Raw genomic sequence first — 19,192 nt, 5'->3', positions numbered from 1 at the left:
GGCACTCACACCGCCACCGGCGCCTTGATCGCCGGGTGCGGGTCATAGCCGTCAATGCGGATGTCATCGAACCGGAATCCGAACAGGTCGGTCACCTCCGGGTTCAACCACAGCTTGGGCAGCGCGCGCGGTTCGCGCGCCAGCTGCTCGCGGGCCTGCTCGAAGTGGTTCGAGTACAGGTGCGCGTCACCCAGCGTGTGCACGAAGTCGCCCACTCCCAGGCCGGTGGCCTGCGCCACCATGTGGGTCAGCAGCGCATAGCTGGCGATGTTGAACGGCACGCCGAGGAAGATGTCACCGCTGCGCTGGTACAGCTGGCAGCTGAGCTTGCCGTCCACCACGTAGAACTGGAACAGGTTGTGGCACGGCATCAGCGCCATCTGCGAAAGCTCGCCCACGTTCCAGGCGCTGACCACCAGCCGGCGCGAATCGGGGTTGCGCTTGATCTCGTCCACCAGCCACTGCATCTGGTCGATCTCGCGGCCATCGGCGGTGGCCCAGCTGCGCCACTGCTTGCCGTAGACCGGGCCGAGATCGCCGTTCTCGTCGGCCCACTCGTCCCAGATGCGTACCTGGTTGTCCTTCAGGTAGCCGATGTTGGTATCGCCCTTCAGGAACCACAGCAGCTCGTGGATGATCGAGCGCAGGTGCAGCTTCTTGGTGGTGACCAGCGGGAAGCCTTTGTTGAGGTCGAAGCGCATCTGCCAGCCGAACACGCTGCGGGTGCCTGTGCCGGTACGATCACCCTTCTCCGCGCCATGTTCCAGCACATGCGCAAGCAGATCCAGGTAGGCCTTCATGCCTTGCCCTCCGCAGCCATCACCGGTTGCGGCTGCAGCACGGGTGCGCGGCGCGACATCACCAGCAGCACCAGGCCGAAGGCGATCAGCGGCAGGCTGAGGATCTGGCCGCGGGTCAGCCAGTCGAAGGCCACGTAGACGCCGTTGTCGGGCATGCGTACGAATTCGACGGCGAAGCGGAACAGGCCGTACATCAGCGCGAACAGGCCGCCGACCAGGTAGCGGTGGCGCGGCCTGGCCGAGACCGTCCACAGCACCACGAACATCACCAGGCCTTCCAGCAGCGCTTCATACAGCTGCGAGGGATGGCGCGCGAACTGGTTCAGCGCGCCGGTGGCGAACTGCGCCTGCAAGGTGGCGTGGTCCAACTGGTTCAGCGGCGCCGGCAGGCCCGACGGGAACACCACGCCCCAGGTACCGTCGGTGTACTTGCCCCACAGCTCGGCGCCGATGAAGTTGCCGATGCGACCAAAACCCAGGCCCAGCGGCACCAGCGGCGCCATGAAATCCATGGTGTCGAAGAAGTGCAGGCGGTGCTTGCGCGACCACCACCAGCAGGCGCCCAGCACGCCCAGCAGGCCGCCGTGGAAGCTCATGCCGCCATCCCATACCTTGAACAGCAGCAGCGGGTTGTGCAGGAAATCGCCCAGCGCGTAGAACAGCATGTAGCCGATGCGCCCGCCCAGCACCACGCCGAGCATGGCGTAGAACAGCAGGTCGGAGAAGCCGTTGGCGTCGACGCCCGGCAGGCGACCGGCGGCGATGCGCGTGCGTCCCAGCAGCCAGGCAGCGGTGAAGCCCAGCAGGTACATGATGCCGTACCAATGCACCTTGATCGGCCCCAGCGAGAGGGCGATGGGGTCGATGTCGTGGAAATAGATCATGGAAGGTGCCTTGCGGTTGAACGCCTATTCTCGGGCCAGTGCCGCCCCGGCTCAACCAAGAAGCTGGGGCGAGTTCGGCAACGCGTCATCGTTCGACCGCGTCGAGGCCGGGAAGTGCCCTTCGATCAGGCTGGAAACCTCGTCGATGGCATCCTGCAGCGCTTCCACCGGATTGGAACCACGCAGGCCCTCGCGCAGATGGGTGCAGACCCGCTGCCACTGCGCCGGGCTGACCCGGCCATGCAGGCCGCGGTCGGCGACGATCTCGATGGCATGGTCGGCCAGCAGCAGGTAGATCAGCACGCCGTTGTTCTGGGCGGTATCCCAGGTGCGCAGGCGTGCGAAGGCATGCTCGGCGGCCTGCCTCGGGGTGACCTTGTGCCACAACGCGGACAGAGGCAGATCGGCCTCCACAGCGAACATCACCTGACCGCCGTGGCGCTGCTCACCGGCGGCGATGGCCTCGGTGATCGCCTGCAGCGTGGCTGGCGGGAACGCGCGACGTACCGACGGCGAACATACATGGCGGAACAGACGTTGGATCATCACCAGCCTCCCGAAGCACCACCGCCACCGGAACGGCCACCGCCGCCGCCCCAGCCGCCTCCGCCGCCGAATCCACCGCCTCCGCCAAAACCGCCCCCGCCGCCCCAGCTGCCACCGCCCCAGCCTCCGCCACCGGCGAAGCGCCCCGGATGCCCGGAGAGCATCGCCACGATCAGGCCGACCACGCCGGCCAGGCCACTGGCCAGCAGGGTGGAGGTGAACAGGAACGCCGCCACGGCTGCGCCAGCGCCGCCGAGCAGGCCACGCAGCGGGCGCGGCACGCGCGCGAACACGCCGCGCAGGATGCTGCCGGCGAACACGCCGATGAACAGCGCCAGGAACCAGGTGTCGCCGCCACCGCCGGGCTCGCGCCCGCGATGACCGCTGACCGGTGCGGGCAGCGTTTCGCCATCGATCAGCTTGACCAGCACGGCGGTGGCATCGGTGATGCCCCCGGCGTAGTCGCCGCTGCGGAAGCGTGGCACCAGGTACTCCTGGATGACCCGGTTGGCGATGGCATCGGGAATCGCGCCTTCCAGGCCGTAGCCCGGCTCGATGCGCACGCGCCGGTCGTCCTTGGCCACCACCAGCAGCACCCCGTCATCCACGCCCTTGCGGCCGATCTGCCACTGGTCGAAGACCCGCGTGGTGTACTGGGCGATGTCTTCCGGCTGGGTGGTGGGTACCACCAGCACCTGCAGCTGGCTGCCCTTGCGCTGCTGAAGGTCAAGCGCCTGCTGTACCAGCGCCTGCTTCTGCGCGGCATCCAGCGTGCCGGTGGTGTCGACCACCGGCGAATCCAGCGCCGGAACCGGCGCCAGCTGCTGGGCGTGCGATGCCAGCGGCAGCCATAGCAGCAGGGCCAGCAGCGCAGTGGCCAGGCGCATGGGTCAGTGGCCCGGCTGCGGTGCCGGCTGCTGCTGCGGCGCGCTGCCGAAATCGACCGCCGGCGCGTTGGAGATCTGCGCTTCGTTGTCCACGGTGAAGTTCGGCTTGGTCTTGTAGCCGAAGATCTTGGCGGTGATCACCTGCGGGAACGAGCGGATGTAGGTGTTGTAGTCCTGCACCTGCTGGATGTAGCGGCCACGGGCGACGGTGATGCGGTTTTCAGTGCCTTCCAGCTGGGCCTGCAGGTCGCGGAAGTTCTGGTCCGACTTCAGCACCGGGTAGTTCTCGGTGACCACCAGCAGCCGCGACAGCGCGCTACCCAGTTCGCCCTGGGCCTGCTGGAACTGCTTGAGCGAGGCTTCGTCATCGGCGTTGACGTTGATCTGGCCGACACGCGAGCGGGCGTTGGTGACTTCGGTCAGCACGCGCTCTTCCTGGCTGGCAAAGCCCTTCACCGTCTGCACCAGGTTGGGCACCAGGTCGGCGCGCCGCTTGTACTGGTTGAGCACTTCGGACCAGCTGGCCTTGACCGCCTCATCCTTCTGCTGGATGGCGTTGTAGCCGCAGCCGGACAGCAGGGAGGCCAGCAGCATCAGGGGCAGGACACGGGTGAACAGGCGCATGGCGGCGGTTCCGGGTGGGCTTGGCGCCGAGCATGCCATGGTTCGGGTGAAAGACCGGCCATCGGGCGCCGCCCCCTCCGCGGTGTGGTCCAGCCAGCTCGGGGTGGGCCGGGAGGGTGGGTCGGCTGGGGGCCGCTGCAAGTACGTCCATGTAAGCTCGGTCGCCGCATCCATGCGGCTCACGCCCCCAGCCGACCCACCCTACCGGCCACGGACAATTTCCTGCGCACCGCGGGAAGATCAAAAGAAAAATCAAAAGCAAAAGCCGGTTCTTCAGGCATTCGTGTCGACCAAGGTCGACACCTACCAAAGCAGAACGCCGTTCCGACCGATCGCGGCAATCTGTCGGAGGTGGGGCGGTGCGGGTTGGCAGGACCGTTGGCGCCATGGATGGCGCCATCGAGCCCCCATGGATGGGTTCACGGCATGTCCTGCCAACCCACACCGCCCCGCCCAACCCTCAGAAAACCAGCGCCGGCTGTTGCGGTTGCTGTCGCTTCGGCGGTTGCCTTCGCCTTTAGCGGGTGCAGGGCTGCAAGCCCTGCCGGAACCCCATATCACTCAGCAGGCCTCAGCCACCGCAGTGCGGCTACGCCCCAGCCATGCCAGCAGCAGGCCCGACGCGGCCAGCAGGCCACCGGCCACCGGAATCGCGGCGTAGCCCAGTCCCAAGCTGATCACCGCACCACCCAGCGCAGCACCTACCGCATTGCCCAGGTTGAATGCACCCACGTTGATCGACGACGCCAGGCCCGGCGCCTCGCTGGCCACCTGCATCACCCGGATCTGCAGCGGCGGCACGAGGGCGAAGGTCGCCGCGCCGAACAGCAGTACACCCAGCGCCGCGGTGGCGTGGCTCATGAAAGCCAGCGGCAGCACGAACATCAGCACCGCCAGGGCAGCCAGCAGGATACGGGTGGCGCCATCGAGCGACCAGTCGGCCATGCGCCCACCGATGCCGTTGCCGAAGGTGAAGCCGATGCCGATCAGGGCCAGCGCCATCGCGATGAAGGCATTGGAGGCGCCGGTCAACTCGGTCAGTACCGGTGCGACGTAGGTGTACAGCGTGAACATCGCACCCGCACCAAGCACGGTGGTGGCCATGGCCAGCAGCACCTGCGGCTGCAGGATCGCCTTCAGTTCGCGGCGCACGTCCGGGCGCGGTCCCGGTGCGGACGCGGGCAGCGCGAAGCCCAACGCAGTGATCGCGACCAGGCCCAGCGCCGCAGTACCGGCGAAGGACAGGCGCCAGCCCAGCTGCTGGCCGACCCAGGTCGCCAGCGGCACGCCACCGATGTTGGCGATGGTCAGGCCCATGAACATGGTGGCCACGGCCGCAGCCTGCTTTTCCTTCGGCACCAGGCTCGCAGCGACCACCGCACCGATGCCGAAGAAGGCACCGTGGTTGAGGCTGGTGACCAGGCGCGACAGCAGCAGCATCCCGTAGTTCGGCGCCAGCGCAGACAACAGATTGCCGGCGACGAAGATCGACATCAGCAGCATCAGCGCGGTGCGCTTGCCGAAACGCCCCATCAGCAGGGTCATCACCGGCGCGCCCAGCATCACGCCCACGGCATAGGCGGTGATCAGCATGCCCGCAGTGGGGATGCCAACGCCGACGCCGTCGGCGATGACCGGCAACAGGCCCATCGGGGCAAACTCGGTGGTTCCGATGGCGAAGGCGCCAACGGCAAGCGCCAGCAAGGCGGCTCTGGAATTCATGGGGGAGTCCTGGGGGGCGGGAATCGGGAGTGCGTAGCCTGCGCGCTTTGCTGCGCCGGATTAAGCCTCGCCCCGGGAAAACACTGTTGATCCTGATTCACAAGTGGAGGCCGGAACGCAGCCAAAAGTGCAAAAACCGCAGTGCCGTTGCAGAGCCAACCTCCCCCACAACGCAGAACCCCCGGCATGCCGGGGGTTCTGAGGGACTCACACGCCTGTGGCGCGCTTACCAGTTGCCGGCACCCGGCACGTTGTGCTCGCGGGCGCGGCGGCGCATCAGCAGATTCAGCCACTCCACCAGCACCGAGAAGCCCATCGCGGCGTAGATGTAGGGCTTGGGCACGTGCACGTCCAGGCCGTCCAGGATCAGCACCGCACCGATCATCAGGATGAAGGCCAGGGCCAGCATCTTCACGGTCGGGTTGGCATCGATGAAGCGGCCCAGCGGGTTGGCGGCCAGCAGCATCACCATCACCGACAGCAAGATCGCGGCGACCATCACCGGGATGTGGTCGGCGATGCCGACGGCGGTGATCACCGAGTCCAGCGAGAACACGATGTCGATCACCGCGATCTGCGCGATCACGTAGCCGAACACGGCCGAGGCCTTGGTGGTGCTGGGATCTTCATCCTCGCCGCCGCTGATCAGCTCCTTGATCTCCATGCAGCCCTTGATGATCAGGAACAGGCCACCAACGATCAGCACCAGGTCGCGGATGGAGATGCCCATGCCGGCCACGGTGAACAGGTTGGCCGCCATGTGCGCCAGGTAGGCCAGCGACACCAGCAGCGCGATGCGGGTGATGCAGGCCACCGCGATGCCGAGCTTGCGGGCGAACGGGCGACGCTCTTCCGGCAGCTTGCTGACCGCGATGGAAATGAACACCAGGTTGTCGATGCCGAGCACGATTTCCAGCGCGCTGAGCGTGAACAGGGTTACCCAGGCATTGGGGTCGGCGAGGAACTCAAAGGACATGGAAACTCTTCAAGGCAGTGGGGGAATGGGGTTTCAGCCGTAGTTGCCGGCCAGCGCGTGCGGAACCACGACCAGCGCCCAGCACAGCAGCACGTTCATCATCAGCACGAAGACCGCCGCCGAGCCCATGTCCTTGGCGCGGCCGGCCAGTTCATGGATCTCGCTGCCGTAACGTTCGATCACCGCTTCGATGGCCGAGTTGGCCAGCTCCATCGCAAGCACCAGCAGCATCGAGCCGATCAGCAGCGCGCGTTCGACCGGCGTCTGGCCCAGCCAGATCGCGAGCGGCGTCAGCAGGATCAGCAGGTAGACCTCGAGCCGGAACGACGACTCGTGCAGCCAGGCAGCGCGCAGGCCCTGCCAGGACCAGCGGGCGGCCTGGAAGATGCGGCGCGGGCCGCGCGGCAGATGGCCGAACTGATCAGCCACGGGGCGAACATCCAGCAACAGGGACGCGGCGCAGCGACCGCTCAGACGCACGGCAGGGGATCATGGGCGCACAGGAATAGGCAGATGGCCGCCATTTTGCCACAAGGCCGCCCGCCGCCGCCCGGCACCGGCCCGGTGAACGGACTGCCAGGGGCAAGCTTCGACCTGCCCCAGCTTCTATCATGGTCGTCCCTACCCTGCCGGAGCGCCTGATGTCCCATCGCCGTACCTGCCTGCTGATGCTGGGCCTGCTGACCGCCGCCCCCCTTGCCCAGGCCCTGGGCCCGGCCAAGTCACCGCGGGTACCCGAACAGGTCTCCAACGTGGCCTGGGCCAGCGACATGGCCCACTTCGCCAGCGCCGACCAGGCCAGCCCGCCGCCGCGTGGCGGTATCGAGTTCATCGGCAGCTCCTCGATCCGCATGTGGGAGAGCCTGGCCACCGACTTCCCCGGCCAGCCGGTGTTCAACCGCGGCTTCGGGGGTTCGGAAGTGCGTGACAGCACCTGGTATGCCGATCGCATCGTGGTGCCGTATGCACCGTGCAAGGTGTTCTTCTACGCGGGCGACAACGACCTCAACAGCGGCCGCAGCGCCGTGCAGGTGCGCGACGATGTGGTTGCCTTCGTGCAGCGCGTGCATCGCGACCTGCCGAAGACCCGGGTCGAGTACCTGTCGATCAAGCCGAGCCCGTCGCGTGCGCATCTGCTGCCGGCGATCAACGAGGCCAATACGCTGATCAAGGCCGCCCTGGCCACGCTGCCCAACACCGGCTTCACCGACATCTACACGCCGATGCTGGGCACCGATGGCCAGCCGGATGCAACGCTGTTCCGCGAGGACATGCTGCACATGACCCCGGCCGGCTATGCGATCTGGACCAAGGCGCTGGCGCCGAAGGTCAACTGCAACTGAGGGACTGCGGACGCCGGGCATGGCCCGGCGCTACCGCAACCCCATCCACGCATGGCGTGGATCTACTGAATCACGGGCAATGGGGTCGGAGGATCAGCGGAAGATGACCGTGGCCTCCGTGCCCTGCCCTGGCTCGCTGGCCAGCCTGACCTTCCAGCCGAAGCGGTCGCACAGCCGGCGCACGATCGACAGGCCCAGGCCGGTGCCCTGCGGGCGGCTCGGCTCGGCGCGGTAGAACGGTTCGAAGGCCCGCGACAGGGCGTCGGCAGACATGCCGATACCGGTATCGCGCACTACCACCCGGTCGTTGTGCACATGCACGTCGATGCGCCCCTCGTCGGTGTAGCTGCAGGCATTGCGCACCAGGTTGCTGATCACCACCTGCAGCACCCGCGGCGGCGCATGCAACTGCACCGGGCCGTCGCTGTGCAGGTGCACCGACACCGGGCGAGACCCCAGCAGTTCGTTGGCATTGTCCACCTCGTAGCGGACGATGTCGTTGACGTCGAACAGCTCGATCTGCGGTTCGACATCGGCCTCGCGGGCCAGGATCAGGAACGCATCGATCACCGCCTCCATGTCGCGGCCAGCCCGCTGGATGCGCTGCAGGCTGCGGCGCAGGCGCGGCTGCAGGGTTTCATCGCCAAGGGCCATGTCGCTGGCGACGCGGATGACGGTCAGCGGTGTGCGCAGTTCATGGCTGGCGTCGCGGGTGAAATTGCGCTCGCGCGCCACATGCGCGCTGACCCGGTTGGCCAGCGAATGCAGTGCGGCCGCCAGCTGGCGGGTCTCGCCCTGCATGTCCGCCGGCAGCTTGTTCGGCTCCAGATCGGCCGCTTCGGGGTGGCCCGGGTCCCAGCGCGAGACGCGCCGTGCCAGCCAGTTCACCGGCGACACCAGGCGCTTGGAAGCCCGATAGGTCACCCAGCTGGCGCCATACACCGCCAACAGGGTCAGCAGCACCGGCACGATGCCGAACCAGAACGCCAGCATCTCCGCACGCGAACGCAGGAACACCAGGTACAGGCGACCGGCGGGGCGCACATCGACCAGCACCAGCTGGTCATCCTGAGGCAGTTCGTGGAAGCCGGGCTCCAGGTTGCGCAGGTTGGCCGGCAATGACAGCGCCGACTGCCCGCTTTCCAGCAGGTAGCCGCGGATGTTCTGGGTGTTGGGCGGCGGCTGCACCGGCGACGCCTCGTGCAGCGTCCAGTAATAGGCCGCTTCCTCGCGCAGGGCGGCGCCGACCAGGCTGTGCTTGATGACCAGCGACACCAGCCAGGCACCGAGCAGGATGCCCAGGCTGGCCAGGACTGCCTGCAGGATGAAGGCGATACGGATCTTGCGCGGCAGGCCGTGCGGCATTGCGGGGTCCCGGTCAGAGCGCTGCGATTATAGGCAGCGCGCTGCGCCGTAGTCGTGCACGGACGCTGACCGGCGGCAGCGCCGGCCGGTCATCCGTGCCCGATGCGGGGTCGTTGCCCGGCCGGGCCTGATGCTGCACCGGCCCGGCCCCGATCAGGCCATCGGCTGTGCGATATCGGCAATGCGGTAGCCGGCGCTCTGCACGGTGTGCAGCAGCGGACGGTCGAACGGCTTGTCGATGATCTTGCGCAGGTTGTACAGATGGCTGCGCAGCGTGTCCGAGTCCGGCAGGCCATTGCCCCAGATCTCGCGTTCGATCTCCTGGCGGGTGACCACGCGCGGCGATTCGCGCATCAGGATGGTCAGCAGGCGCAGGCCGATCGGCGACAGCTGCAGCTCGGTACCGGCACGGGTGGCCCGCATGCTGACCGGATCGAGCACCAGGTCGGCGACCTTCAGCACCTCCGAACCCACCTGGCGACGTTCGCGGCGGATCAGCGCGCGCAGGCGGGCTTCCAGCTCCTGGATCGCGAACGGCTTGGTCAGGTAGTCATCGGCGCCGAACCCGAGGCCGGTGAGCTTGTCGTCCAGCGTGTCGCGTGCCGTGAGCATCAGCACCGGGGTGGACTTGCGCGCATCGTTGCGCAGGCGACGGCACACTTCGATGCCATCCAGGCGCGGCAGCATCAAGTCGAGCACCACGACGTCATAGCTGTTCTCCGCCGCAAGGCGGTAGCCATCCAGGCCGTCCTGTGCATAGTCGACTTCGAAGCCGCGACCTTCCAGGTATTCGCCGATCATCTCGGAGATGTTGCGGTTGTCTTCGACCACCAGCACCAAGCCGGAGGTCTCCTTCGTCTGACGCATGTGATTCCCTCTAACTTCAGCTTTGTGAAACATGCCGGATCGACGGTGGACGCGATGTGAAGTTCCGTCAAGAGGGTTGTAAATCGTTCAGAGCAGGGGCCGCAGGAGCGGCCAGACGTTGTCCAGCACCCTCGGTTGCGCCTGCGCCGTGGGGTGCAGGCCGTCGGCCTGCATCATGCCCGGCTGCAGGGCCACGCCCTCCAGCAGGAAGGGCAGCAGCGGCACCTCGTACTGCGTGGCCAGCGCCTTGTAGGCCGCAGCCAGGCGCTGGCGATAGGCCGGCCCGTAGTTGGGCGGTACGTCGATGCCCAGCAGCAATACCTTCGCGCCGGCCTTCTGGCTGGCCTGCACCATCTTTTCCAGGTTGCCCTGCACCTGCGCCGGGGTCAGCCCACGCAATGCGTCATTGCCGCCCAGCGCGATCACCACCACCGTCGGCTTTTCCTTCGCCAGCAGGCCCGGCAGGCGGGTCAGCGCGCCGGCGGTGGTCTCGCCGCTCATGCTGGCGTTGACGATGCGCGCCGGGGTTTTCGACTGCTGCCTGACCCGCTGTTGCAGCAAGCTGACCCAGCCGGCGTCGGCAGGGATATTGTGGGCGGCACTGAGGCTGTCGCCGAGCACCAGCACGGTGCGGGCCGGACCTTTGGCACAGGCCAGCCCCGGCAACAGCAGGAACCCTAGCAGCAGCACCACCATCGCGCCGGCTCGCCGGCTCCATCCCGTCTTGCGCATTGGAGTCTCCTCATCGACAGCCTGTCCCCCCGCAGCGCGCCCGTCGCCATCGCCGTCGACCAGGTCGGCAAATCCGTGCAGGGCCCGGAGGGTGAAGTCCACATACTGGACAACATCACCCTGACCGTCCATGAAGGCACCAGCGCGGCCATCGTCGGCGCCTCCGGTTCGGGCAAGACCACCCTGCTCGGGCTGCTGGCCGGGCTGGACCTGCCCAGCCGCGGCCGCATTGCGCTGTCGGGCCAGGACCTGGGCGACCTCGATGAAGAAGCGCGGGCCCAGCTGCGCGCGCGCGAGGTTGGCTTCGTGTTCCAGAGCTTCCACCTGCTACCGGCGCTGACCGCCGCCGAAAACGTCGCGTTGCCACTGGAACTGGCCGGGCGCGAAGACCGTGCGCGGGTCGATGAAGTGCTGGCCCAGGTCGGGCTGGCCCATCGCGCCCGCCACTATCCGCGCCAGTTGTCGGGCGGCGAGCAGCAGCGCGTGGCATTGGCGCGTGCGTTCGTCACCCGCCCGCGCATCCTGTTCGCCGACGAACCGACCGGCTCGCTGGACCAGGCCACCGGCCAGCACATCAGCGACCTGCTGTTCGAACTCAACGCCGGCAGCGGCACCACCCTGGTGCTGGTCACCCACGACCTGCGCCTGGCCCAGCGCTGCCAGTACATCCACCGCATCGACAATGGCCGCCTGCTGCCGGTCGAGCGTGGGGCGCAGGCATGAACCTGCTGCGGCACGCGTGGCGCGCGCTGCGTCGCGAGGCCCTGGCCGGTGACCTGCTGACCGTGTTCGCCGCACTGGTGCTGGGCGTAGCGGTGATGACCGCCGTGGGCACGCTGGTGAACCGGGTCAACCTGGCGCTGACCGGCAGCGCGGCGGAAATGCTCGGCGGCGACCTCGGCATCGCCGGGCGCGATGATCCGCCGCAGGCATTCGCCGACGAAGCGCAACGGCGTGGCCTGGCGCATACCCGCATCGCCAGCTTCGGCAGCGTGCTGTTCAACGGTGATGCCAGCCAGATGGCCAGCATCAAGGTGGTGCAGGCGGGCTATCCGCTGCGTGGCACGCTGCGGGTGCGGGCCACACCCGGCGGCGCCCTGATCGCCGATGCCGGCATGCCGCCCAAGGGCCAGGCCTATGCCGACCCGCGCCTGTTGCAGGGACTGGGGCTGAAAGCCGGCGATGACCTCGAATTCGGCGCCGGCACGCTGCGCATCGCCGGCATCATCGAGGCCGAACCGGATACCGGTGGCGACCTGCTGACGCTCTCCCCCACCCTGCTGGTCAACCGCGCCGATGTGGAAGGCACAGGCCTGCTTGGCCCCGGCAGCCGCATCAACTACCGGCTGATGTTTGCCGGACCGGCCGATCAGGTTGCCGCCCTGCGCCAGTGGCTGCTGCCGCAGGTCAAGGGCCTGCGCCTGCTGAGCGTGGACGACACCCAGCGCGGCGTGCGCCAGGCGTTCGATCTGGCCGGGCGCTTCCTCGGCCTGAGCGCGCTGCTGGCGGTGCTGCTGGCCGGTGTGGCCACCGCGCTGGCGGCCAACCGCTTCGCGCTGCGCCGCATCGACCAGGTGGCGATCCTGCGCTGCCTGGGCGCGCGCCAGCGCGACATCCTGCTGGGCCTGGCGCTGCAGCTGCTGATGCTGGCGGTGCCGGCCTGCGCGCTCGGCATCGGCCTGGGCATGGCTGCGCAGGAAGGCCTGGTGCAGGTACTGGGCAGCCTGGTGCCGCAGCGGTTGCCGCTACCCGAGGCAATGCCGGCGCTGACCGGCGCCGGCATCGGCCTGTTGCTGCTGTTCGGTTTCGGCCTGCCGCCGCTGCTGCGCCTGCGCGGGGTGCCGCCGATGCGCGTGCTCAACCGCTCCTTCGCCGCCCTGCCCCCGGCCTCGCTGCTGGCCTACGTAGCAGCGCTGGCGGCCAGCCTGCTGCTGGCGGTGCAGGTGACCGGTGATCTCAAGCTGGCGCTATGGGTGCTGGGCGGCCTGGCCGCGTTGGCGGTGGCGGCCGGCGTGGTCGGTTTCGTGCTGCTGCAGCTGCTGCGCGGCCTGCAGCACCGTCTGCACGGCCACTGGCGGCTGGGCCTGGCGGCGCTGACCCGGCGCCGGATGCTGGCGGTGATGCAGCTGGTCGGGCTGTCGCTGTCGCTGTGCGCGCTGTTGCTGCTGGCGGTGACCGGCCCCGGCCTGCTGCAGCAGTGGCGCGAACGCCTGCCCGCGGATACGCCGAACTACTTCCTGATCAACATCCAGCCCGGACAGCGTGACAGCGTGCTGGCCGCGCTGCGCGGACTGGGGGCCAACGACGCCAGCATCGAACCGATGGCGACCGGTCGCCTGATCGCGATCAACGGCAAGCCGCCGCTGCGCGTGGATCGCTCGCCGGACCAGAGCGGGCAGCCGGCGTCAGGCGAAGCCCAGCGCGATGACGACGACGAGAACCGGCCGTTGAACTTCAGCTGGCGCAGCAGCTTCCCGCCGGCCAACACGCTGATGAACGGCACCTTCTGGACGCCCGACAGCACGGCGGCGGAGGCGTCGGTTGAAATCGGCTGGGCCAAGCGCTACGGCGTGTATCCGGGCGACCGCATCACCATTTCAGTAGGCGAGCAGGAGCGCGAGTTCACCGTCACCAGTGTGCGCAAGGCCGACTGGAACACCTTCCGGCCGAACTTCTTCGTGCTGTTGAACCCCAATGCGGTGGGCGATACGCCGCACAACCTGCTGTCGGCCTTCCATCTGCCGTCCGGCAACGCGGCCGGGTTGGGCGAGCTGGTGCGCGCGCAGCCGAACCTGTCGCTGCTGGACGTGGACGCGGTGATCTCGCAGGTGCGCGACGTGATGGAGCGCGTGGCGCAGGCGGTGCAACTGGTGATGGTGTTCAGCCTGCTGGCCGGCGTGCTGGTGCTGCTGGCGGCGCTGCAGGCCACGGCGGGCGAGCGCCGCTACGACAGCGCGGTGCTGCGCACGCTGGGCGCGACCCGGCGCCAGCTGCGTGGCGCGGTGCTCGTTGAGTTCGGCGCACTGGGCACGCTGGCGGCGATGCTGGCGGTGGGCGCGGCCGCAGCGATCGGTGTGGCGGTGTCGCAGAAGGTGTTCGAGCTGCCGTTGCTGCCGCCGTGGCCGGGCCTGCTGATCGGCGGCGTGGTCGGCATCGGGTTGAGCCTGCTGGCGGGCTGGTGGGGTACGCGGGCGATCCTGCATACGCCGCCGGCGTTGGCGCTGCGCGAGGCCTGAGGCGACCGTGACACGCTGCGGGTGGGGCCGGCTGTACGCTGCGCGCCCCACCTGAGCGCATCCACACATGGCGTGGGTCTACTAACGAGTGGCCGGGATGATGGACGCCTGTTGCTGCGCCCAGGCCACGGTCGCGCTCATCGCGCGCTGCACGCCCAGAAGCGTTATGAACAGGCAGAGCTCGTCCTTCTCCTCATTATCCCCTACCCGCTTACGGACTTCGCTGTATTCAGGCGGGCTGCCGAAAATGACGACCCGGATGATGTTGCCGCTGGGCAGGTGCTTGGCGGAGAAGATCGGGTTGGCACCGCGATCCTTAGTGCCATCGACGAAGAACGTGTTGTAGTGCGGGCTGCGGAAGTCTTCAATGCGCAGGCTTGCCGCGTTGATTCCCGTCATGAAGTGGTCGTGGATATGCTGTTCAAGACGATCGTAGACCTGCGGGTCGGACAAATAGGTATCGAACATCTGGCGTTCTGGCACGACCATCAGCAAGCCTCGTTTCCATGCATTGGAATCGCAAAGACACGAACAACTTCGTAACCGGGAGGGCCATCAGTGCGGCTTTCGCAGAAGCGAAAACCCGCGAGCAGGCCAGCATCTTCGACAACGGAGCGCACGGCGTCGATTTCCGTCGAGGTGTTGCTGCCACTTTCGTGCCAGCGCCGGGCTCCAAATGCGACCCCCTCCGAACCTGGATAGTAGAAAACGTTGGGGAGCAGCACGCCCTCTTCCGCATACAGCTCGAAATCGGTGAAGCTCAATGCCAGAAACATCTTCGCTCCGGCTGGATCGCGTGCGCTGCCGGCAATACGAACGGTCGCCAGAACATGCATGCAGAGACTGAACAGATAAGCCGATGTCCATCGAGGCCCAAGACGCGCGAGCAGCCCGTCTATCCGCTGGGTTCGCGAAACAAGTGCGGCTTCCTCGAAGTCATCGATTTCGAGAAAGAAGCTGTCGATATCATCGCAGGCTTCGCCGGACAACATCTGACTGCACAAGGCGGAAAGCTTCATCTGCGGCGACGTTCAATGACTGCGTGGGCGGCCACCCTACCCCATGCGCAGAAGCCGGAAAGCGGACTCGGACAAAATACAGCGAAATGCGTCATGTTTATACGCACAAGGCACCAATCCGTCCGGCGACGCGCGCAGACACCGAATCGCGTCACCACCGAAAGCGTGCCGAGCAAGCTCGGCACCTACCAAGAGCACATGGACGGACCGCCAAAGCCACGCCATGAGTGGATGCGGTTGTGGAGTCGAGCACAGCTCGACTCCACACGCGGCCTCAGTTCGGCGCCTTTTCCACGTACTTGGCGAACACCTCGTCGATCTGCTTGTCCTTCACCTTTTTGCCGGACTGAATCGCTTCGGCCTGGGTGAACAGCGGAATGATCATCGCCATGCCATCGATCCTGGTCTTCAGGTGCACGCCCGGGGCCTGGCCGAGGAAGCCGTCCCAACGCTGGCGCACCTTGGCCCAGTAGCCGGCAGTGGCCTTCCAGTAGTCACGCGCCGGGGTGAAGTCGACCTCGGTGGTCTTCACGTAGTCGTTGAAGCCGAACTCGCGGGCGATCTCCACCTGGCTGCCGTCGGCGTTGCGCTGCACCTTGGTGTTGAACTGTTCGTGGGTCCAGCCGTTCGGGGTCAACGTGTGGCGGTTGATCACGGCCAGCGCGTTGTAGTCGCTGCGCTTGGTGTACTCACGGCGCGGCAGCGGGCGCCAGCTCAGGTCGCTGGTCCAGCTCGGCACGTTGTTGGTGTAGGTCCAGGTGCCGGTGCCGCAGTAGCGCGGTGCGTCGCTCACTTCGTACACGCACTGGGTCCAGGCGCCCTGGTTCACCGCCGACGGAATATTGCGCACCTTCCAGGTCTGGTCGGCGCTGAACTCGAAACGATTCGGTGCTTCGTACACCCAGTCCTGGCGCCAGTGCTTGGTGATGTGGCCGCTCTTTTCATCCAGCAGCAGGTGCTGCAGCACGATGCGCTTCGGGGTGTCCTCAACCACGATGACCACTTCGCTGCCGCCGCTGCGCATCGCCGGTGCACGCTCGTAGCCCGGCTTCAGCAGCACGGTCTCGTCGAAGGCGAAGTCCACGGTGTACTCACCCTGCATGGCGAGGATGCTGTCGTGGTCGCGGGCGATATCGGAGGGCTGCGCGCTGGCCACGCCGCTGGCGGCGAGCAGCAGCATGGCGCTGGCTGTCTGGAGCTTCATCGGGGTCTTCCTTCGGGGTTGCAGATTCATTGAGGGGCCATCCGTGGCCAACGGGCGTTCCATCAGGAGAGGGTCACAGGCGGATCAGCGGCAGGTCGCCGGGAATCTGGGGCGCCGGACGCCGGGCGGCGTCGGCACAGCAGCAGTCGTCGATCACCAGCTCGCCTTCAGCACCTTCCAGGCGTGCGATGCGGCGCGCGGTGGCCGCGCCCAGCGAGGACAGGGTCGACAGACTGGCGGCCAGCGTGCGTCCGTCGTCGGCGGCATGCAGGCGCAGCGCGCACAGGCGCCAGCGCTGGCCGCCAAGATGGCCGGCCAGGCGCCGCCACAGGCGTTCGCCAACGCTCGCCTCGCTGTCGTGTTCCGGTCCCGGCGGCAGCGGCGCGACCAGACGGTCCCAGGCCAGGAAATCACTGTCGGGCAGCAGGTACAGGCGCCACACGCAGCGGCCGCGGCCATCAAGGAAGCACAGGCTTTCGCGCAGGCCCTCGCTGTCCACGCCCTGGCAGGCGTGTACGCGTACGGCCTGGCGCCAGCCGCCCAGCTCGTTGCCGTCGGCGTGGTACAGGCACAACACGGTGCCGAGCGTGGCCAGCTGTGCCGGGGTCGGCCAGGCCGCGCTGTTCGGCGCGGCGATGGAGTCATTCCTGCGTGCGGACAAGGCTCGGCTCATGAGATCACCAGGAAACGGCAAGGCTGGCGGAGAAGGTGCGGCCCGGGCTGCTGAAACGATCGCTCAGTGCGCGATCGGTGATCAGGCTCGGGGTGATCGACGACCATTCGATGTAGCGCTTGTCGGCCAGGTTGAACACGCCGACATTGAAGGTGGCACCCGGCGCGAAGTTCCAGTGCGCCATCAGGTCCAGCACGCCGTAGCCGGCCGGCTGGTAGACGAACGGTGCCGGTGCGTTCGGATTGGTCTGCGCCGCAGGCGGCGGCAGGCGCTTCTTGCGCTGCACGAAGGTACCGGCCAGTTCGACGCCCCAGGTATCGGTGTCGTACATCAGGCCCAGCGTGCCACGCAGCGGATCGACCGAGGCCAGCGGTTCGTCATCGGTCCGGTTGTCACCACGCGACCATGCCAACGCACTGCGCAGCGCCCAGCCCTTCAGCGCCGGGCTGAGTTCGCCAAACTCGATGCCGGCCTTCATTTCCGCGCCATAGATGCGCGCGTCGGCGATGTTCTGCGACTGGAACACGGTCAAACCCTGTGCGTTGCGACCGGTATCGACGTTGGACTCGATGAAATCCTTGTAGTCGTTGTAGTAGCCGCTGACGCTGACGTACGCCGCCGGCGCGATGAAGCGCAGGCCCAGTTCGTAACCGTCGCTGGTTTCGGGCTTCAGGTCCGGATTGGCGATGGCGGTATAGCGGAAGGCGACATTGGTTAGGCCGATGTTGACGTCGTTGTACGGCGGCGAACGGAAGCCACGCGCATAACCGGCGAACAGCGACCATTCGTCGGTAAAGCGCCAGACCATGCCCAGCTTCGGCGACACGCTGGTCTTCTTTAGCTGCGCCACGGCCGTGGTCGGGTTGTCTTCGGCGAAGACGCTGTCCACTTCCGGCTTCAGCTCGTAGCGGTCCACGCGCACGCCCGGCACCAGCGACAGCCTGCCATCGGCAAAGCGCATCTCATCCTGTGCATACAGGCCCAGCTCGGTAGTCTTGCTGATCGGGAAGTCACGCACCGGGAAGGTGTCCGGCAGCACCGTGTTGCTGACCACGCCCGCCTTGCTGACCTGATAGCCGTCGCGCTTCTGGCGGATCTCGGTACGGGTGCCTTCGAAACCGTAGGTCAATGCGTGCTCGACGCTGCCGGTGGTGAACGCCTTGTTGAACTGCGCCTGCAGGCCATAGGCATGCTGGTCGAAGGAGAACACGCGGTGGCGGCGGGTGCCGTCGGTGCGCGTTTCGTCGGTCTGCTGCCGGGTTTCGCTGTTCTGCGCGTACACCTGCCAGTGCAGGCTGTCGGCGAACGGCTGGTCCAGCGCATCCATTTCGTGGGCGAAGGAGACGCGGTTGCGCTTCTGGGTGTCGTGGGACTTCATGCCAGTGGCCGCAGCCATCGCGCCGGGGCGCGGTGCAACGCTGGCGATCGCCGACAGCACATTGGTATCGGTGGTGTCTTCGTTGCCTTCCACGGTCAGGCGGAAGCGCTGGTCCTCGCTGGGTGCATAGACCAGTTTGCTGAGCAGGCTGCGGCCGTCGCGATCCTGCGGATTGGACGCGGTGCGGGTGTCGTTGTCGCTGCGAACCGTGCCCTTGTTGTCCGTTTCCTGGCCCTGGTGGTGGTTGACGTTGACCAGGCCGCTCCAGTGGTCGCCACCGAAGGCGGCCGTGGCACCGCCGAGCAGGCCCTTCCACTCACCGTCGTAGCCGAACTTCAGGCCGAAGTAGCTGTTCTTGCCGTCCTTGAGATAGTCGGCCGGGTCTTTGGTCACGAACGCGACCACGCCACCGAGTGCATCGGAGCCGTACAGCGGGCTGGCCGGTCCACGCACGATCTCGACGCGCTTGAGCGTATCGAGGTCGGTGAAGTTGCGGTTGGAACTGGCGAACGAACCGATGTCGAACCGGGTCGGCATGACGATGCCGTCGGTCTGGATGCGCACGCGGTTGCCGTCCAGGCCACGGATGCGGAAACCATCCAGGCCGAAGCGGGTCGCGCTGCGGGTGACCGACAGGCCCGGCTCGTAGCGCACCAGATCCTTGATGTCCTGCACCAGGTGCCGGTCCATCTGCTCACGGTCGATGACATCCACGGTGGCCGCCACGTCGCTCAGCGCCCGCTCGGTGCGGGTGGCGGTGACCTGCACCCGATCGAATTCGCGCGCATCGGGGGCAGCAGTGGCAGCAGCGTGGGCGGACAGCGGCAGCGCCATCCAGACAGCAAGGCAAAGGGCGGTATGGCGGGTCATCGGGTTCGTTCGGTCAGGCAGGGGAACCCCCGGTTACCGGCGCACCCGGAAGGTGCACGCGGTAGA

19 protein-coding genes are annotated in these 19,192 nt (G+C 67.2%); 3 read left to right on the top strand and 16 right to left on the bottom strand.

The features are described from left to right. Window positions 1-5: 5 nt before the first annotated feature. From AC5P65_RS04785 to AC5P65_RS04750, 8 genes are all read right to left on the bottom strand, one after another. Window positions 6-800, bottom strand: a complete 795-nt coding sequence (locus tag AC5P65_RS04785; protein WP_111099037.1) for a thymidylate synthase — start codon at window positions 798-800, stop codon at window positions 6-8. Then, on the bottom strand, window positions 797-1,684 hold the full coding sequence (lgt, locus tag AC5P65_RS04780; protein ID WP_134732206.1) for a prolipoprotein diacylglyceryl transferase: 888 nt from the start codon (window positions 1,682-1,684) through the stop codon (window positions 797-799). Before lgt ends, AC5P65_RS04785 begins: the two co-directional genes overlap by 4 nt. A 51-nt stretch (window positions 1,685-1,735) precedes the next feature. Further along, window positions 1,736-2,230 (bottom strand): TPM domain-containing protein, encoded by a 495-nt coding sequence (locus AC5P65_RS04775; RefSeq protein ID WP_134732208.1) that lies wholly within the window; start codon window positions 2,228-2,230, stop codon window positions 1,736-1,738. After that, a complete protein-coding gene (locus AC5P65_RS04770) occupies window positions 2,230-3,117 on the bottom strand; it encodes a TPM domain-containing protein (protein WP_021203181.1) in 888 nt (295 codons plus the stop codon). Before AC5P65_RS04770 ends, AC5P65_RS04775 begins: the two co-directional genes overlap by 1 nt. A 3-nt stretch (window positions 3,118-3,120) precedes the next feature. Further along, a complete protein-coding gene (locus AC5P65_RS04765) occupies window positions 3,121-3,741 on the bottom strand; it encodes a LemA family protein (RefSeq protein ID WP_012510094.1) in 621 nt (206 codons plus the stop codon). 561 nt (window positions 3,742-4,302) lie between these two features. Continuing rightward, entirely contained in the window at window positions 4,303-5,463 is a 1,161-nt protein-coding gene (locus AC5P65_RS04760) for an MFS transporter (RefSeq protein WP_111097998.1), read from the bottom strand. 226 nt (window positions 5,464-5,689) lie between these two features. Then, window positions 5,690-6,439, bottom strand: a complete 750-nt coding sequence (locus AC5P65_RS04755) for a TerC family protein (RefSeq protein WP_019661110.1) — start codon at window positions 6,437-6,439, stop codon at window positions 5,690-5,692. A 33-nt stretch (window positions 6,440-6,472) separates the two neighbouring features. After that, window positions 6,473-6,868, bottom strand: a complete 396-nt coding sequence (locus AC5P65_RS04750; protein ID WP_019661109.1) for a diacylglycerol kinase — start codon at window positions 6,866-6,868, stop codon at window positions 6,473-6,475. A gap of 212 nt (window positions 6,869-7,080) precedes the next feature. Between AC5P65_RS04750 and AC5P65_RS04745 the strand changes: the two genes are divergently transcribed. Beyond that, window positions 7,081-7,782 carry an SGNH/GDSL hydrolase family protein gene (locus tag AC5P65_RS04745; RefSeq protein WP_019661108.1) on the top strand — a complete coding sequence of 234 codons (702 nt, stop codon included), beginning with the start codon at window positions 7,081-7,083 and terminating at the stop codon, window positions 7,780-7,782. A 93-nt stretch (window positions 7,783-7,875) separates the two neighbouring features. Here the strand turns inward: AC5P65_RS04745 and AC5P65_RS04740 are convergent, their stop codons facing one another. The 3 genes from AC5P65_RS04740 to AC5P65_RS04730 form a co-directional block, all read right to left on the bottom strand. Then, window positions 7,876-9,147, bottom strand: a complete 1,272-nt coding sequence (locus tag AC5P65_RS04740) for a sensor histidine kinase (protein ID WP_019661107.1) — start codon at window positions 9,145-9,147, stop codon at window positions 7,876-7,878. A 153-nt stretch (window positions 9,148-9,300) separates the two neighbouring features. Then, entirely contained in the window at window positions 9,301-10,014 is a 714-nt protein-coding gene (locus AC5P65_RS04735; RefSeq protein ID WP_002811889.1) for a response regulator transcription factor, read from the bottom strand. 87 nt (window positions 10,015-10,101) lie between these two features. Beyond that, window positions 10,102-10,746, bottom strand: a complete 645-nt coding sequence (locus AC5P65_RS04730) for an arylesterase (RefSeq protein WP_019661105.1) — start codon at window positions 10,744-10,746, stop codon at window positions 10,102-10,104. A 75-nt stretch (window positions 10,747-10,821) separates the two neighbouring features. Here AC5P65_RS04730 and AC5P65_RS04725 point away from each other — a divergent pair, with 75 nt between their 5' ends. Together AC5P65_RS04725 and AC5P65_RS04720 are read left to right on the top strand one after the other, a co-directional pair. Then, window positions 10,822-11,469 carry an ABC transporter ATP-binding protein gene (locus tag AC5P65_RS04725; RefSeq protein ID WP_495215453.1) on the top strand — a complete coding sequence of 216 codons (648 nt, stop codon included), beginning with the start codon at window positions 10,822-10,824 and terminating at the stop codon, window positions 11,467-11,469. Next, window positions 11,466-13,982, top strand: coding sequence for an ABC transporter permease (locus AC5P65_RS04720; RefSeq protein ID WP_021203456.1), 2,517 nt, complete (start codon window positions 11,466-11,468; stop codon window positions 13,980-13,982). Before AC5P65_RS04725 ends, AC5P65_RS04720 begins: the two co-directional genes overlap by 4 nt. Before the next feature lie 81 nt (window positions 13,983-14,063). Here the strand turns inward: AC5P65_RS04720 and AC5P65_RS04715 are convergent, their stop codons facing one another. The 5 genes from AC5P65_RS04715 to AC5P65_RS04695 all read right to left on the bottom strand — a co-directional run bounded on the left by AC5P65_RS04715 (window position 14,064) and on the right by AC5P65_RS04695 (window position 19,126). Next, complete coding sequence (locus tag AC5P65_RS04715; RefSeq protein ID WP_146256789.1) at window positions 14,064-14,477, bottom strand: hypothetical protein; 414 nt, start codon at window positions 14,475-14,477, stop codon at window positions 14,064-14,066. Then, window positions 14,471-15,001 carry a hypothetical protein gene (locus AC5P65_RS04710; RefSeq protein ID WP_021203454.1) on the bottom strand — a complete coding sequence of 177 codons (531 nt, stop codon included), beginning with the start codon at window positions 14,999-15,001 and terminating at the stop codon, window positions 14,471-14,473. The genes AC5P65_RS04715 and AC5P65_RS04710 overlap by 7 nt, the downstream gene beginning before the upstream one ends. A 274-nt stretch (window positions 15,002-15,275) precedes the next feature. Continuing rightward, entirely contained in the window at window positions 15,276-16,205 is a 930-nt protein-coding gene (locus AC5P65_RS04705; protein ID WP_111098001.1) for a DUF6607 family protein, read from the bottom strand. Between the two features lie 73 nt (window positions 16,206-16,278). Next, window positions 16,279-16,878: a ChuX/HutX family heme-like substrate-binding protein gene (locus AC5P65_RS04700; RefSeq protein ID WP_019661101.1), complete on the bottom strand. Its 600-nt coding sequence runs from the start codon at window positions 16,876-16,878 to the stop codon at window positions 16,279-16,281. A gap of 4 nt (window positions 16,879-16,882) precedes the next feature. Then, entirely contained in the window at window positions 16,883-19,126 is a 2,244-nt protein-coding gene (locus AC5P65_RS04695; protein WP_495215452.1) for a TonB-dependent hemoglobin/transferrin/lactoferrin family receptor, read from the bottom strand. Between the last annotated feature and the right edge of the window lie 66 nt (window positions 19,127-19,192).

It is taken from the genome of Stenotrophomonas sp. YJH_SMC_48-3 (genome assembly GCF_059369375.1).
The sequence above is the reverse complement of the archived record's forward strand: the minus strand, read 5'-3'. Positions and strand labels throughout refer to the sequence as shown.